General features: G+C 71.0%; 14 protein-coding genes. 8 read left to right on the top strand and 6 right to left on the bottom strand.

Annotation, left to right across the window (positions count from 1 at the left end; genetic code table 11):
- Positions 1–154 precede the first annotated feature (154 nt).
- Both B079_RS0114450 and B079_RS32065 read right to left on the bottom strand, forming a co-directional pair.
- Positions 155–1,636, bottom strand: coding sequence for a sugar porter family MFS transporter (locus B079_RS0114450; protein WP_234016791.1), 1,482 nt, complete (start codon positions 1,634–1,636; stop codon positions 155–157).
- Positions 1,633–2,823: a zinc-dependent alcohol dehydrogenase family protein gene (locus B079_RS32065; RefSeq protein WP_018546531.1), complete on the bottom strand. Its 1,191-nt coding sequence runs from the start codon at positions 2,821–2,823 to the stop codon at positions 1,633–1,635. The genes B079_RS0114450 and B079_RS32065 overlap by 4 nt, the downstream gene beginning before the upstream one ends.
- A 268-nt stretch (positions 2,824–3,091) precedes the next feature.
- On the opposite strand from B079_RS32065, the gene B079_RS0114440 reads away from it, so the two are divergent.
- From B079_RS0114440 to B079_RS0114430, 3 genes are all read left to right on the top strand, one after another.
- Positions 3,092–4,153: a LacI family DNA-binding transcriptional regulator gene (locus B079_RS0114440; protein WP_018546530.1), complete on the top strand. Its 1,062-nt coding sequence runs from the start codon at positions 3,092–3,094 to the stop codon at positions 4,151–4,153.
- A gap of 96 nt (positions 4,154–4,249) precedes the next feature.
- On the top strand, positions 4,250–5,200 hold the full coding sequence (locus B079_RS0114435) for a carbohydrate kinase family protein (protein WP_018546529.1): 951 nt from the start codon (positions 4,250–4,252) through the stop codon (positions 5,198–5,200).
- Positions 5,201–5,292: 92 nt separating this feature from the next.
- Positions 5,293–5,580, top strand: a complete 288-nt coding sequence (locus tag B079_RS0114430) for a hypothetical protein (protein WP_106432302.1) — start codon at positions 5,293–5,295, stop codon at positions 5,578–5,580.
- 141 nt (positions 5,581–5,721) lie between these two features.
- Here the strand turns inward: B079_RS0114430 and B079_RS32060 are convergent, their stop codons facing one another.
- Positions 5,722–6,564 carry an alpha/beta fold hydrolase gene (locus tag B079_RS32060; RefSeq protein ID WP_051095097.1) on the bottom strand — a complete coding sequence of 281 codons (843 nt, stop codon included), beginning with the start codon at positions 6,562–6,564 and terminating at the stop codon, positions 5,722–5,724.
- A 37-nt stretch (positions 6,565–6,601) separates the two neighbouring features.
- Here B079_RS32060 and B079_RS0114420 point away from each other — a divergent pair, with 37 nt between their 5' ends.
- Positions 6,602–7,222, top strand: a complete 621-nt coding sequence (locus B079_RS0114420; RefSeq protein ID WP_037801498.1) for a TetR/AcrR family transcriptional regulator — start codon at positions 6,602–6,604, stop codon at positions 7,220–7,222.
- A 99-nt stretch (positions 7,223–7,321) separates the two neighbouring features.
- On the opposite strand, the gene B079_RS0114415 is transcribed toward B079_RS0114420, so the two are convergent.
- Together B079_RS0114415 and B079_RS0114410 are read right to left on the bottom strand one after the other, a co-directional pair.
- Positions 7,322–8,431: a saccharopine dehydrogenase NADP-binding domain-containing protein gene (locus tag B079_RS0114415; protein WP_018546525.1), complete on the bottom strand. Its 1,110-nt coding sequence runs from the start codon at positions 8,429–8,431 to the stop codon at positions 7,322–7,324.
- A 35-nt stretch (positions 8,432–8,466) separates the two neighbouring features.
- Entirely contained in the window at positions 8,467–9,171 is a 705-nt protein-coding gene (locus B079_RS0114410) for a type 1 glutamine amidotransferase domain-containing protein (protein WP_018546524.1), read from the bottom strand.
- A 174-nt stretch (positions 9,172–9,345) separates the two neighbouring features.
- Here B079_RS0114410 and B079_RS0114405 point away from each other — a divergent pair, with 174 nt between their 5' ends.
- The 4 genes from B079_RS0114405 to B079_RS0114390 all read left to right on the top strand — a co-directional run bounded on the left by B079_RS0114405 (position 9,346) and on the right by B079_RS0114390 (position 13,778).
- Positions 9,346–9,963 (top strand): TetR/AcrR family transcriptional regulator, encoded by a 618-nt coding sequence (locus B079_RS0114405; RefSeq protein WP_018546523.1) that lies wholly within the window; start codon positions 9,346–9,348, stop codon positions 9,961–9,963.
- 184 nt (positions 9,964–10,147) lie between these two features.
- Positions 10,148–11,122, top strand: coding sequence for an alpha/beta hydrolase (locus B079_RS0114400; RefSeq protein WP_018546522.1), 975 nt, complete (start codon positions 10,148–10,150; stop codon positions 11,120–11,122).
- A gap of 91 nt (positions 11,123–11,213) precedes the next feature.
- Entirely contained in the window at positions 11,214–12,164 is a 951-nt protein-coding gene (locus B079_RS0114395; RefSeq protein WP_018546521.1) for an acetoacetate decarboxylase family protein, read from the top strand.
- 15 nt (positions 12,165–12,179) lie between these two features.
- Positions 12,180–13,778 (top strand): succinic semialdehyde dehydrogenase, encoded by a 1,599-nt coding sequence (locus tag B079_RS0114390; protein ID WP_018546520.1) that lies wholly within the window; start codon positions 12,180–12,182, stop codon positions 13,776–13,778.
- Between the two features lie 124 nt (positions 13,779–13,902).
- Here the strand turns inward: B079_RS0114390 and B079_RS0114385 are convergent, their stop codons facing one another.
- Positions 13,903–15,147: an NADH:flavin oxidoreductase/NADH oxidase family protein gene (locus B079_RS0114385; RefSeq protein WP_018546519.1), complete on the bottom strand. Its 1,245-nt coding sequence runs from the start codon at positions 15,145–15,147 to the stop codon at positions 13,903–13,905.
- Positions 15,148–15,226 lie beyond the last annotated feature (79 nt).

Here is a 15,226-nt window from a genome sequence, read left to right as displayed (position 1 = left end):
ACACCGGGAAAGGGCGCCCGAAGGTCCGTCGTTGCAGAACGTGTCGGCAGGGGATGGCGCCAAGGGGCACCGAGGGTGTGCGTAGACGCAAGCCGCGCCGAGGAGTCAACCCCCGGCGCGGCCCGCGCAGTTGTGCGACGTGACTACGTCCCGGTCAGGACACCGACGCAGTCGAAGCAGCCCCCGCGTCCCGCCGCAGCACCTCCCGCTCGATCTCCTCCAACGACCGCCCCTTCGTCTCAGGGAGCAGCCGCTTCACGAAGACCCCGGACAGGAACGTCGTCACCGCGAAGATGACGAAGTTCGCGCCCGCGCCCCACGCGTGGAGGAGGGACGGGAAGACCAGGGCGACCGCCATGTTGAAGAGCCAGTTGAAGACGACGCAGACGCCGACCGCGCCCGCGCGGATGCGGGTGGGGAAGAGTTCGGGGAGCATCACCCACTGCACGGGGCCCCAGGAAGCGGCGAAGGCGGCGACGTAGAGGGCGACGCCGAAGAGGGTGAGCGGGGCGAGGAGGGAGCCGTGGTGGAGGGGGGTGAGGTTGACCGCGGCCAGGACGGCCATGCCCGCGCACATGCCGACCGAGCCCCAGAGCAGAAGGGGGCGACGGCCGCGGCGGTCGATGAGGCGCATCGCCGGGAGCGTCATCAGCATATTGACGAGACCGATGCCGACGTTCGCGAGGATCGCGCCGTTGTCGCCGAAGCCGATGCTCGTGAGGAGCGTCGGGGCGTAGTAGATGATCGTGTTGATGCCGCCGAAGTTCTGGAAGAACACCAGGAGAAGGCCGACGACCAGCATGGGCCGCAGCCGGGGGGACAGCAGGTCGCGCAGCGTCAGCCGCTGCGTCGCCGCACGTTCCTCCGCGAGCGTCTTCTCGATGTCGAACAGCTCGGTACGGGCGGTCTCGTCGTCGCCGCGCAGCAGGGCCAGGGCGGCACGGGCGTCGTCCCGGCGCCCCCGCCCCGCCAGCCAGCGAGGACTCTCCGGCTGGGTCAGGATGCCGAGGGCGAGGACGGCCGCGGGCAGTACGCCGAGCCCGATCATCCAGCGCCACGCGTGCGCCGGGGCCAGCGCGTAGTCGGTGAGGTAGGCCAAGAAGATGCCCACGGTCACCAGGAGCTGCATGAGGGAGGCAAGGCCGCCGCGCACCTCCATCGGCGCCAGCTCCGTCAGATACAGCGGTACGACGACCGAGGCGATGCCCACGCCCACACCGATGAGCACTCGCGCGCCGATGAGCAGCGACGCCTCGGAGGAGAGTGCCGCGCCGACCGTACCCGCGATGAAGACGAGCGCCGCGCCCAGGATCAGCCGACGCCGACCCCATGCGTCCGACAGCTTTCCGGCAAGACCGGCGCCCGCCATCGCGCCCACCAGGAGCCCGGAGACGACCAGGCCCTCCATCAGCGGCGTCAGGGCGATGTCCTGGCGTATGAAGAGCATCGCGCCGGAGATCACGCCCGTGTCGTAGCCCCACAGGATGCCGCCGAGGGCACCGAACACCCAGATCAGGGCGTTCCGCAGCCGGGGCCGCCGCTTAGGCGCCGCCCCAGGTCCCGCCGTCTCGGACCCCATCATCTCGGGCTCCGCCGCCTCCGGCTCCGCCGCCCCGGACCCCACCACCCGGCTCACGAGGCCGCACCCGTCGACGCGGACGCAGCCGTACCCGTACCCGTCCCCGCAGCCGTCGCAAGCCGCCCAGCCGCCTCGACCGCCGCAGCCGTCGCCAGCTCCGTAGCCGCCGCGGCAGCGGAACCCTCCGCGACCTCTCCACGGGCCGCACCCGCAGCCGCCCCCCGACCAGCCCCCGCCACCCGCGGATCCCCCGCCTGCGGCGCAAGATGAATCTTCTGCCCGGACCCCGCCCGGAACAGCCCCACCGCCTCGTCGAACCTCTCCAGCGGCAGCACATCACTGACGAGCGGGTCGAGATCCAGCCCACCGGCCAGGATCTCCACCGCAGGCTGGAAGCCGTTGTGCACCGCCATGGACCCGATGATGTCGATCTCGCGGTTGTAGACCAGGAACGGCGAGAACGAGGCCCGCTTGGCCGGGTCCGCGACGCCGAACTGCAGGAACGTACCGCCCTTGCGGACGCGCCCCAGACCGTCCTCGATCGCCGCGATGACACCGGTCGCGTCGATCACGACCTCGAAGCCCTGCTCGCGACCCAGCTCGTCGGCGTTCGCGGCGGTGGCGTCGGCGCCCATCCGCCGGGCGAGGTCCAGGCGGCGGGTGTTGGGGTCGACGACGGACACGGAGGCCGCGCCTGAGTGCGCCACCAGGGCCGCCATCATCAGGCCCATGGTCCCGGCGCCGTAGACGAGGTAGTGCTCACCGGGCCGCCGGGGGAGCCTGCTGAGGCCGTGGACGGCGCAGGACAGGGGCTCGACCAGACCAGCGGCGGCCTCGGACAGCCCCTCGGGCAGGACGTGGCAGCGGCCCGCGGGGACCGCGACGTACTCGGCGAACCCGCCGTTACGGGTGACGCCCACCGCGGTGTAGTGCTCGCAGAGGTTGCCACGCCCGATCCGGCAGTAATGGCAGGCGCCGCAAGGGGTGTTGGGGTCCACGGCGACACGCTGGCCGACGAGCGGGAAGCGTACGTCCCGGCCGGTCTCCACCACGACGCCGGTCAGCTCGTGGCCGGGGACGAGCGGGTAGCTCACGGACGGCAGCTCGCCGCCCAGGATGTGCATGTCCGTGCCGCAGAGGCCGCAGGAGCTGACGCGGACGACCACCTCCGAGGGACCGGGACTCGGATCGGGCAGGTCGGTCAGCTCGGCGCTTCCCGGCTGGGTGACCACGACAGCGCGCATGGCGCCTCCTCACAGCGGTGTGCGGACGGATGTCCGAAGACGCGGGGAAACATAATCGCCACGTAAGCGCTTGCGCAAACGCTTACGTATGACTTTTCATAGGTCTCCGGCGTCTGTCCCACCGACGGACGAGGTCTCCTGGACGGACCGGCCGCGCCGCCCCACCGCGCCCGCCCCCGTCCGGCTCCACCGTGGGCAGGCGGACACGCGGTACGGGACCGGCACAGGGCGGTACGGGACCGGCACGGGGCACACGAAGGAGTACGGGATGCGGACGATGGCGGACGTGGCGAGGCACGCCGGTGTCTCGGTGGCCACCGTCTCCCACGTGCTGAACGCCACACGTCCGGTACGGCCCGCGACCCGCGACGCGGTGCTCCGCGCCATCGAGGAGCTGGGCTACATCCACAACTCCCTTGCCCGCTCCCTCGTCACCTCCCGCACCCGCTCGGTCGGCCTGGCCGTCTCCGCGATCAGCAACCCGTACTTCACCGAGATCCTTCAGGGCGTCGAGGCCGAGGCGCTGGCCACCGGGTACGGGCTGCTCATCGCCGACCCGCACGACGACCCCGCGCACGAACTGAGCGTGGTCCGGATGCTCCACGAGCGCCGGGTCGACGGCGTGATCATCGCCCCCTCGGCCGAACCGTCGGCCCTCCTCGACTACCTCTCCCGCGCCGCCGTCCCCGCCGTCTTCCTGGACCGTCTTGTCGACGAGTCCGAGGAACCGGCGTACGACCAGGTCTGCGCCGAGGGCGCCGCACCCGTGCGGGAACTGGTGGAACACCTCGCCGCGCTCGGCCACCGCCGCATCGCGATGGTGGCGGGCCTCGCCGGGCTGAGTACGACGACCGAGCGCATCGAGGGGTACCGGGAGGGGCTGCGGGCGGCCGGGCTCTCGTACGACCCCGGGCTGCTGGCCCACGGCAGCTCCGCGTCCGAGGGCGCCCGTCGCGCGACCGAACGCCTGTTGTCCGGGCCCGCCCGTCCCACCGCGCTCATCGCGGCCAACAACGCGATGACCATCGGCGCGCTCCAGGCGCTCCGCGACGCGGATCTGCGCATCCCCGAGGACATCGCGCTCGTCAGCTTCGACGACTTCGAGTGGGCGGACCTGTTCTCGCCCAGCCTCACGGCCGTCCGCCAGCCGAGCCGGGAGGTCGGTCGGGTGGCGCTGCGGCTGCTCCTTGAGCGGCTGGACACGCCGGGGCGGGCGGCGCGGACGGTGCGGCTGCCGTGCGAGGTGGTCCACCGGACGTCCTGCGGCTGCCCGCCGGGGGCCGGTGCCGTCGGGTCCGCAGCGACCGACTTCCCGATGGCGTCGCCGTAGCCCGGCGCAAGCCCTCTGGCCTCCCCAACTCCCTTATCCCCCTGGCCAATCAAGCACGCCCCGCCGCTCCACGGCGCACCGAAAGGAACCAGCACTGTGATCGTCGTCGCCGGCGAGGCACTGATCGACCTCGTGCCCGCCCCCGCCACCGCCTCCGAGGCGTCCCCGCTGCCGCAGCTCCTCCCGCGGCGGGGCGGCGGTCCGTACAACGTCGCCGTCGCGCTCGGCCGCCTCGGCTCCGCGACGGCGTTCTGCTCGCGCGTGTCCACGGACGCCTTCGGCGCGGCCCTGCTGGCGGGGCTGCGGGACGCGGGTGTCGACACGGCGCTGGTCCAGCGGGGCCCCGAGCCGACGACGCTGGCCGTCGCCGACGTGGGCAGCGACGGCTCGGCGGGCTACGGCTTCTACACCGAGGGCACCGCCGACCGCCTCTTCACGCTTCCGCCCGCGCTGCCGGAGGGCGCCACCGCCCTGTCCGTGGGCACCTGCTCGCTCGTACTGGAACCGGGCGCGAGCGCGTACGAGGCGCTGCTGCGGCGGGAGTCGGAGAACGGCGTCTTCACCGCCCTCGACCCCAACATCCGGCCCGGTCTGATCGCGGACGCCGACGCCTACCGCGAGCGGTTCCTCGCCTGGCTGCCGCATGTCGCGCTGCTGAAGCTCTCGATCGAGGACGCCCGCTGGCTCGCGGACCTGGGCCCCGACGGCGACCTGGACGCCCAGCTGGCCGCGTGGCTGGAGTACGGCCCGGCGGCGATCGTCCTGACCCGAGGCGGCGACGGCCTCAGCGTGTGGAGCCGGGGCGCGGGGCAGGTGAGCGTGCCGGGTACGAAGGTCACGGTGGTCGACACGATCGGTGCGGGCGACACCGTCAACGCGGCGCTCCTCCACCGGCTGCGGGAGATCGACGCGCTGAGCCACGCGGCCGTCGCGGGCCTGGATGCCGAGGTCTGGCGCGACGTACTCGGCTTCGCGGCGCGCGCCGCCGCGCTGACCTGCTCCCGGCCGGGGGCGGAGCCGCCGTACGCGTGGGAGCTGTCGGCCTGAGCCGTCTTCCGCGCGCCGGATCGTGAACAGCCCCGCGCTTAGGCGAAGTTGTCGATTACATCTCTGACCGCGTCCCTGTTTATGATCTTGGTGTGACTGTGCAGAACACGGGCAAGACGCCATCCCGCAAACAGCGACTCCAGGAGAAGCAGCGCCGCCAGCTGGCGGTCGTCGACACCGTCGACAAGGCCGAGGTCAAGCTGCGCAAGGCAGAAGCCGAACTCGCCCTGGCCGTCGCCGAAGCCGTCCAGGTCTTCGGCGACGAACATGCGGCTTCCCAGGGGCTCGACATGCCCGCCGAGACGATACGTCGCTTCATCGACATCGCGGCGGCGGAGACGGCGGCTGCGGAGGACACGGCCGAGCAGCCTCAGCCCTGATGTGTCAGGGGCGGGCGATTCGCCGGGTGATGCCGGTGATGACGGTGGTGCTGAGCAACCAGCCGGAAAGGGTTCAACCCGAGTTGGGCAAGGATTCGGCTCGTGGCGCGACGGCTGGTGCTAACGCCAGTCTCGTTGAGTTCAAACGCGATCCGCGCCGCTGACCACTTGTGCTCGCGTCGCATTGCCTCGGTCTTCGAGCTTGTCGAGGAGCCTGCTCAGGGCGGCAGGGCCTTCGAGGTGGGTGAGGTGTCCTTGGCCGGCCAGTGGATGGACCGTGCCACCGCGGAGTCTGCTCACGACCCGCTGGAACGAGGTTCCGTACGGCTCCGCGCCGACGTTCCGCTCGCCGACGATCAGGTCGATGACGGCCGCGTGGGAGCCGAGATCCGTGCCGAGTTCGGCATCGGACAGCGCCTGCAGTTCCGAGTAGAGCGGTTCGCTCAGTCTGCGCAACGTCGACCACGCACTGTGATCAGCGCGCAGCGCATCGACGTATTTCGTGGAGAAGCCTGACACCCGCTCGTTCACGATCTCGACCGCTCGATCCCAGTCCTGTGCGGCAGCTGCGGCGCGGAGCGAAGGCAGCGCGGCGTTGCCGAAGCCGGGGTCGACCGGCTCGTAAGCGATCACATGGCTCATCGGGCGCTCGCACGCAAGAAGCAGGGCGACCAGGCCCCCGTAGCTCCAACCGAAGACGGCCTTCGGCTCACCGACGGCCTCGATCACCGCGCAGAGGTCGTCGACCTCGGTTCGCAGCGAATACTGGTCTCCGAGCGGTCCTGAGGGTGCTCGCCCCCGGCGATTGACGACAGACACCGAAGGCCACGCCTCGAGTGAGCGAGCTACGTGCCGCCAACTGTGCGCATCGCTCATCACGCCGGGCAGCATGAGCAGCCCCGGCTCCGCCGCAGCGCCATAGATGTCGACGCTCACCCAACTGCCGTCCGGACGCGGCACCTTCTTCTGTATCGATTGCTCCACAACGTGGATTATGGAGCATCCGCTCTACAATGCAAGCATGCGCCCCAGCCGAGCAGGACGACCTCCCCAGTTCGATCGAGCCACGGTTGTACTCGAAGCGGCACGGCTCTTCTGGCAACGCGGCTACTCCGGCACGTCCACGCGGGCACTGGGCGCCGCGCTCAGGATGTCCACTTCGAGTATCTATGCCGCGTTCGGGAGCAAGGCGGGGCTGTTCGAGGAAGCGGTGCGAACGTACGCCGAGCGGTACCGGGTCATCCACCAGGACGCGTGTGCGCAACCCGACTTCGCTGACACCCTCGACCAGTTGTTCCGTCGATCCGTCGAAGAGTTCACCCAACCCGACTCAGGGCACCCGGGCTGCCTGGTGAGCAGCGCCGCGATGACGGACAGCCCGGATACGATCGACACTCGCGCCTACCTCGACGACCTTTACGCGTCGAACCAGCGCCTGCTGCTCAAGCGCATCGAACAAGCTCAGGACGATGGGCAAGTCCCGAAGCGCACAGACCCGGCCACACTCGCTGCATCGCTTCAGACTCTGTGGCATGGACTATCTGCGCAGTCGAACCAGGGCCTCGGGCGCAACGACCTCCTCCGTCTAGCAGACTTCGTCGTCTCAGTGCTGCCTGGCGGACGCGCGTCAACAACCTCCTGACCCGGCAGTACCGGATCGAGGGCCTGGTAGGTGAGCGACGTCAGCGATACGCCTCGAAGCGGCGCATCGCGCCCCCAGAAGCACACCGAAGGCACCCCCTCACCCCACCGACACCAGCCCCATCTCCGCACAAGCGTCCCGCAGTACATCCAGCCCGAACGCCTCCACCGGACCCACCACCCCCGCCACCCCACCGGCCCCGGCGGCAAGCCGTACCGCCGCCCAGGCCATCAGCTCGCCCGTGAGGGTGTAGGCGCTCGGGCCTTCCAGGTGGATCTGAGCGAGGGGGGAGGCGCCGGGGGCGCCTGACGACGCGACGGCGACCACGTAGGAGCGGGTGCGGGCGCGTTCGGTGGCGTCCGGGCCGCCGGAAGGGCCGAAGGTCAAGGGGAGGGTGAGGAGGGTGGTGAGGTGGTGGCCGCCGGGGAGGTGGGTCAGGGTGTTGGCGGCGGCCGAGAGCAGGGTGAGGGGGCGGCTGAGGGCGGGGAACCAGCCGTTGAAGACCGTGATGTCGGCCAGGACGGGGAAGTCGCCCGGGAGGAAGAGGACTTCCGTGCCGGAGACGAGGAAGGCGGACTTGCGGTGGCCCCGCACCGTGAACTCGCGGACGCGGGACGCGGTGCGTTCGTCCGTCAGCCGGTGTGCGTGCCAGGTCGGGGACGGCAGGGTCAGGCCGTCGCGCATGGTCGTCCGGGTGCCCTGGCTGATGCCGCGCCAGAGGGGGCCGGTCGCGAAGTAGCCGATGTCCAGGGCGCGTACGGCGGCCCCGGCCTGGCGAGCGGCGAGCGTGCCCGCGAGGATGCCCGGGACGTAGTCGTAGCCGAAGGCGGGGAGCATCACCGCGCCGGTCTCGCGGGCTCGTCGGTCGTACCTGTCGCGTACGGTGCGGACGAAGCCGACTTCCCCCGTGGAGTCGACGTAGTGGGCCCCGGTCTCCGCCGCGGCCTCGGCGGCGGAGTGGCCGAGGCGTTCGAAGGGGCCGACGGTCGTGACGAGTACGTCGCCCCGCGAAAGATGGCGTCTCAGGGCCCCGGAGTCCGTGGCGTCCACCACCACGTGGTCGAGACCGCCGCTCCGCGCGGCAAGAGCCGTCAGTGCGGCGGCACTGCGCCCCGCCAGGGTCGGCCGGACACCGCGTCGGAGAAGGGCGTCCAGGACCAGGCCGCCGGTGTAACCGGTGGCGCCCAGGAGAAGGATGCGGCTGCTCATCGGGGTGTGCTCCTCGGTGTGCGAAACGGCTCGGCTCAGCGTTCGTCCAGGTCCGCGACCAGCCGCTTGGCCAGGCGCTCGGAGGACATCGGGTTCTGGCCCGTGTACAGGTTGCGGTCCACCACCACGAACGGCAGCAGCGGCAGCCGGGCCTTGACGTAGTCCGCGCCCTCCTCGCGCAGCCGGTCCTCCAGCAGCCAAGGGGCCTTGCGGCCGAAGCTGTTGAGCTTCTCCTCGGTGTTGGACAGACCCGTCATCCGGTATCCGGCGAACGGCCACGAGCCGTCGGCGTTCCGGGCGGCCAGCGTCGCGGCCGGGGCGTGGCACAGCAGGGCCAGCGGCTTGCCGGAGTGCAGGACACGGGTGAGCAGGGCGCCCGAGACCTCGTCGTACGCCAGGTCCTCCATCGGGCCGTGCCCGCCGGGGTAGAAGACCAGGTCGTACGCGGCGGGATCGACCTCGGCCAGCGGGCGCGGGGTGTCCAGCTCGGCCCGGATCGAGTCCAGGTAGCGGCCGACCTCGCGCAGCTTGCCGGGCAGCCCCGCGGTGCGGGACATGCTCAGCCGGTCCAGGGTCGGGGGCTTGCCGCCCGGAGTGGCGAGCGTGATCTCCCACCCGGCCTCGCTGAAGATCTTGTGCGGCATCGCCAATTCCTCGCCCCAGTAGCCCGAGGGGTGCTCGGTGCCGTCGTTCAGCGTCCAGCGGTCGGCCGCGGAGACGACGAAGAGGACCTTGGTCATGGCTGTTGCTCCCTCTGTGGTGACGACCTGTGCGACCTGTGCGGCCTCTGCGACCGGTGCGACCGGTGACGGTCGCCGGTACGACGGGTTCCCCGGGCGACGGACACCCCGTCTATAACACCGTACGCCACTTCTGGCACAGTATGCCAAGTTCGGCACTGATAACCTCTCGGTATGAGGGAGACCACGACCACGCCCGGACTGCGCCTGAGAACCCGTCGGCTCGTCACGGAGGCGCTGGCCGACACGGCCCTCGAACTGTTCGACGCCTCCGGGTTCGAGCAGGTGACCGTCGCCGACATCGCGCGCGCGGCGGGCATCTCCCAGCGCAGCTTCTTCCGCTACTTCGGCAACAAGGAGGACGTCGTCTTCGGCGACCGCATCCCCAGTGCCGAGGACGTACGGGAGGAGCTGTGCCGCCATCTCGACGGGCAGCCGGGCTGGGACGCCCTGCGGGACACCTTCGTCGTCGCGGCCGGGCAGATGGACAGCGAGGCGGGGCGCTGGAAGCGGGCGACCCGCGTCATCTGCCACACTCCCGCCCTGCGCGCCCGGTACCTGGAGAAGCACCTGGCCTGGACCGGAGCCCTCGTACCCGAGATCACCGCCCGGATGTGCGAGGACGGTCCCGCCGCCGAGCTGAAGGCGCGGACCATGGTCACCGCCGCCCTGGCCTGCTTCGACGTCGCCCTCGAACGCTGGGCCGACGACATCGAGGACCGGTCCCTGGCGGCCCTCGTCGGCGAGGTGTTCGCGTTCGTGCGCATCCCGCAGGAGCCCTCCGGCGCCTGAGCCGGGCGGGGCTCGCGGCGGCCGGTTGCGCCCCACCGCGCAGGCGCCAAACATGGACACGGGGATCTGTGCCCCACACGTGTGGGTGATCTCCGGCTCGGGGCAGTCGTCACCGGCAGCGGCCGGAGCGGCCGCGTGACGCGAGTCCGACGCGACATTCGTGTGCCGATCCCAAGGAGTGGCCATGACCGACATCCCGCCGCCCGTCACCCCGTACCTGGAACCCGCCGCGCGGGAACTGGCCGAGGCGACCGACCCGCACCCCCGCATCTACGAGGTCCCGCCGGAACAGGGCCGGGCCATCCTCGCGGACCTGCAGAGCGACCTGAGCGTGCCGCGCCCCGAGGTCGACGAGGAGTGGGTCGACGTCGACGCCGGTGAGTGGGGGACCGTCCGCACCCGCATCATCAGGCCCAAGGGCGTGACGGGCCCGCTGCCCGTGCTGTTCTACATCCACGGCGCCGGCTGGGTCTTCGGCGACGACAAGACCCACGACCGTCTCTTCCGCGAACTCACCGTCGGCGCGGGCGCGGCGGGCGTCTTCCCGGTCTACGACCGCGCGCCCGAGGCGAAGTACCCCACCCAGGTGGAGCAGAACTACGCCGTGGGCCAGTGGGTCCTGAAGCACGGCGCCGAGCACGGCCTGGACACCTCGCGCATCGCCGTCACCGGCGAGTCGGTCGGCGGTGACATGTCGGCGGTGTTCACGCTGATGAACAAGGACCGCGGCGGGATCGACCTCAAGGCCCAGTGCCTGCTGTACCCGGTGACCGACGCCGACTTCGACACGCCGTCGTACCACCAGTTCGCCGAGGGGTACTACCTCACCCGCGACGCCATGAAGTGGTTCTGGGACGCCTACACCACGGACCCGGCCCAGCGCGCCGAGGTGTACGCGTCGCCGCTCCGGGCGTCGCTCGAAGAACTCCAGGGGCTGCCGCCCACCCTCGTCATCACCGACGAGGCGGACGTGCTGCGCGACGAGGGCGAGAAGTACGCCAACAAGCTCCGCGAGGCGGGCAACGACGTCACCTCGGTCCGGGTCGCGGGCATGGTCCACGACTTCCTGCTCCTGGACAGCCTGCGCGACACCAAGGCGGCCACCATCGCCCGCAAGATCGCCATCGACTTCCTGGGGAACGCCCTGCACGAGGACTGAGACGGCGCGCACGACCTCACGTGTTGACGGTGCTTACATTGATGGCTACGCTGATGTAATCACCGTCAACATGCGACTCAGGAGCCGCGTCATGTCCTCGTCCCCGCAGGAATCGCAGCAGAACCCCCGGCCGGAATCCCCGCAGGGCACCGTCAAGGTCGACCTCGGCGGCCGTACGGTCTCGGTCCCCAAGGGCGGTCTCTACGACCGCTACCGGATGGAGACCGACCTCGACGAGATCGCCCGTGACCCCCGCGTCAGCGGCGTGGAGTTCTTCCGCAAGCTGCCGAAGACCAAGGTCGACTCCCCGATCGGCCCCACGCTGACCCCGAACTTCTACTACCGCATCTCCACCGCCCGGCTCACGATGCTCGCGCCCACCCGCGCCATCCGCTCCCGGCTGCCCCGCGAGCTGGCCCCGCTGGAGGTCGCGCCCGGGCTCGGCCTGGTCTCCGCGATGTTCTTCCGGTACGACGTGTGCGACATCGACTTCTACACCGAGGCCACCGTCGGCATCGCCGTGAAGCCCGCCCGGCACGGCAAGCTCGGCTTCGTCGACCTCGTCGCCGCCCTCAAGAACGAGCACCTCGACGCCTATGTGCTCTCCCTGCCGGTCAGCTCGGAGATCGCCCAGGTGCGCGGCCACGACGGCTACGGCTTCCCCAAGTGGGTGACCGATCTCGACGTCGACATCGACGCACGGCGCACCACCGCGCGCGTGGCCAACGACTCCGGCGGCACGGACCTCGCGCTCTCGGCGCTCACCCCGGCCCAGACCCTCTACCCGAGCGGCAAGCGGGTCTCGACCTTCACCTCGTACACGACGATCGGCGACGCGTGGCACTCCACGCTGAGCCAGACCAACGTGCTGGCCTCCGGCACCTCGCTCGTCCCGCGTGATGTCGAACTCGAGGTGGGGGAGGGCCGCATGGCCGACGACCTGCGCTCCCTCAAGCCGATCCGGACCATCCAGTTCGACGTCGTGACCGAGGGGCAGCTCGCCCTGCACATGCCGGTCCCGACCTCGGTCCGCAGCCGGTAAGCGAGGAGTTCCGACATGGCCACCGATCACGTCACCGCCCCGCCCGCCGCCCGCCCCTCCCCGCTGCCCGCGTCCCTGACGCCCGCGCGGATCGAGCGGCTGGCGAACCTGGTCAGCGCCTCGCCCGACGCGGCGCGCGTGACCACCACCGCCCCCTACACCGGCGTACCCCTGGCGGACCTCCCGGTCTCCACGCCCGCCGACGTCGAGGACGCCTTCGCGCGGGCGCGGATCGCCCAACGCACCTGGTCCGCCACGCCGTTGAGCGAGCGGAAGAAGATCCTGCTGCGCCTGCACGACCTCGTCCTGGCCCGCCAGGAAGAGGCGCTGGACCTCATGCAGGCCGAGAACGGCAAGACCCGGCGGGACGCGTTCCTCGAAGTCGTGGACATCGCCCTCGTGTCCCGCTACTACGCCCGCAACGGCGCCCGGTACCTGGCGCCCAAGCGCCGCCGGGGCGCGTTCCCGCTGCTCACCCACACCACCGAACTGCGCCATCCCAAGGGCGTCGTGTCGATCATCTCGCCCTGGAACTACCCGCTGAGCATGGCCGCAAGCGACGCCATCGCGGCGCTGATGGCAGGCAACGCGGTCGTCCAGAAGCCCGACACCCAGACCGCGCTCACCGCACTGTGGTCGCTGGAACTGATGCGGGAAGCCGGACTGCCCTCCGGCGTCTGGCAGATGGTGATCGGGCGGGGCAGCTCCATCGGCGGCGCGCTGATGGCGGGCGCCGACTACATGATGTTCACCGGCTCCACCGCCAGCGGCCGCAAGATCGCCCGGGACGCGGGGCAACGGCTCATCGGCTCCTCGCTCGAACTCGGCGGCAAGAACGCCATGCTGGTCCTGGACGACGCCGACATCGAGAAGGCTGCCGAGGGCGCCGTCGCCGCGTGCTTCCCCTCGGCGGGTCAGCTCTGCGTCTCCATCGAGCGTCTGTACGTCGCGGAGTCGGTGCACGACCAGTTCGTCGCCGCGTTCGTCGCGCGCGCCAGGAGCCTCAAGGTGGGCGCCGCGTACGACTTCAGCGTCGATGTCGGCAGCCTCACCACCGCCGCCCAGTTGAAGACCGTCACCGACCACGTCGACGACGCCGTGGCCAAGGGGGCGCGGGTCCTCGCGGGCGGAAAGGCGCGCCCCGATCTCGGACCGCTGTTCTACGAGCCGACCATCCTCGCCGACGTCACCCCCGACATGACGCTGTGCGAGCACGAGACGTTCGGACCCGTCGTCTCGATCTACCCCGTGCGCGACGACAACGAGGCGGTCGCGCGGGCCAACGCCACGCCGTACGGACTCAATGCCAGCGTCTGGTCCCGCAGTGCCTCGCGGGGGCGTGCCGTCGCCGCCCGGCTGCACGCGGGCACCGTCAACGTCAACGAGGCGTTCGCCGCCGCGTGGGGCAGCGTCGACGCGCCGATGGGCGGCATGGGCGACTCCGGGCTCGGTCGCCGCCACGGTGCCGAGGGCATCCTCAAGTACACCGAGGCGCAGAACATCGCCCACCAGCGCGTTCAGGGGTTCACCCCGCCGAAGAGCATCCCGCCCGAGACCTGGGCGGCACTGCTGACGACGGGACTGAAGGTGCTGAAGGCGATCGGCACCCGCTGAGACACCGGAAACCAGGCGGCGCGGCTCCGAGAGAGCCGCGCCGCTCGCGTCGTGCGTGGCACCGAAGGAAACCGAAGAGGCGCCCCAGATACCCGAGTACCTGGGGCGCCTCTCCGACGGCGGACTACGCGGCGTCCCTCGTCGCGCCCAGCCACGCGCGGTAGCGGCGCAGCGCCCGCCGCTGCTTGCGCCGCTCCGCGATGAGGGCGACCGCCGGGTGCGTGCCGGGCGTGGGGCGGCTGCCCCGGGCGATCCGGCGCATCTGGTGGCGGACCTGGGCCATGCCCGCCGCCGAGGCGAGCGCCTTGTCGGACCAGGTCACCGGGCGGAGCTGCCGCTCGGCCTCGCGGCCGGTGCGCCAGCGCCTCGGCAGGTCGGGTGTGACGGCGAGCGCGGTGCCCATGCCGATGACGGCGACTCCGCTGGCGAGAACCCGGTCCGCGGTCTCGCGCCGGGTGATGCCACCGGTCAGCATCAGCGGCAGTGGGCTCGTCCTGACTAGGTCCTTGGCCAGGTCGAGGAAGTACGCCTCACGGGCCTGGGTGCGCGCGTCGGCCGGGCGCCCGGACATCGCCGGGGACTCGTAGCTGCCGCCGGACAGCTCGACCAGGTCGACACCGAGCGGGGCGAGCATCTCGATCACCTCACGCGCGTCGTCCGCGTCGAAGCCACCGCGCTGGAAGTCCGCGGAGTTCAGCTTGACCGCGACCGCGAAGGAGGGCGAGACGGCGGCCCGTACGGCGCGGACGATGTCCAGCAGCATCCGGGCCCGGTTCTCCAGCGAGCCGCCCCACTGGTCGGTGCGCTTGTTGACCAGGGGCGACAGGAACTGCGAGAGCAGATAGCCGTGCGCGGCATGGATCTCGACGCCGTCGAAGCCCGCCTCCTCCGCGCGCAGGGCGGTCACCGCGTACCGCGTCACGGTCTCGCCGATCTGCGTGGCGGTCATGGCGACCGGGCGGCCGAAGCGGCTGCTGTGCTTGCCGAGGTCGACGCCGACGGCGGACGGGCCCCAGACGACGCCGGGCATGTCGGAGGCGATCTGGCGCCCGGGGTGGTTGATCTGCATCCAGATCTTCCCGCCTCCCGCCTTGCCGGCCTTCGCCCACTCGGTGAACGGCTCCAGCGGCGCGGCCTCGTCGAGCACGACACCGGCGGGCCCGGTCAGTGCCTCGGCGTGGACCATGACGTTGCCGGTGATGAGCAGTCCGGCACCGCCCTCGGCCCAGCGCCGGTACAGCCCGAACAGCTCGTGGCCCGGTAGCTGGCCGTCGGCCGCCATGTTCTCCTCCATGGCCGCCTTGGCGATCCGGTTGCGCAGTACCTGGCCGGAGCGCAGGGACAACTGCGCGAACAGTTCGCTGGTCATCCTGCTTTCCCCTCTCGATCTTCATCGCTTACAATGTGTGCAGCGTTCACATTAGGTCAGGAATGTAAGCGCCGTAAAC

Source organism: Streptomyces sp. LaPpAH-108 (assembly GCF_000373625.1).
Classification (GTDB): Bacteria; Actinomycetota; Actinomycetes; order Streptomycetales; family Streptomycetaceae; genus Streptomyces.
The sequence above is the reverse complement of the archived record's forward strand: the minus strand, read 5'-3'. Positions and strand labels throughout refer to the sequence as shown.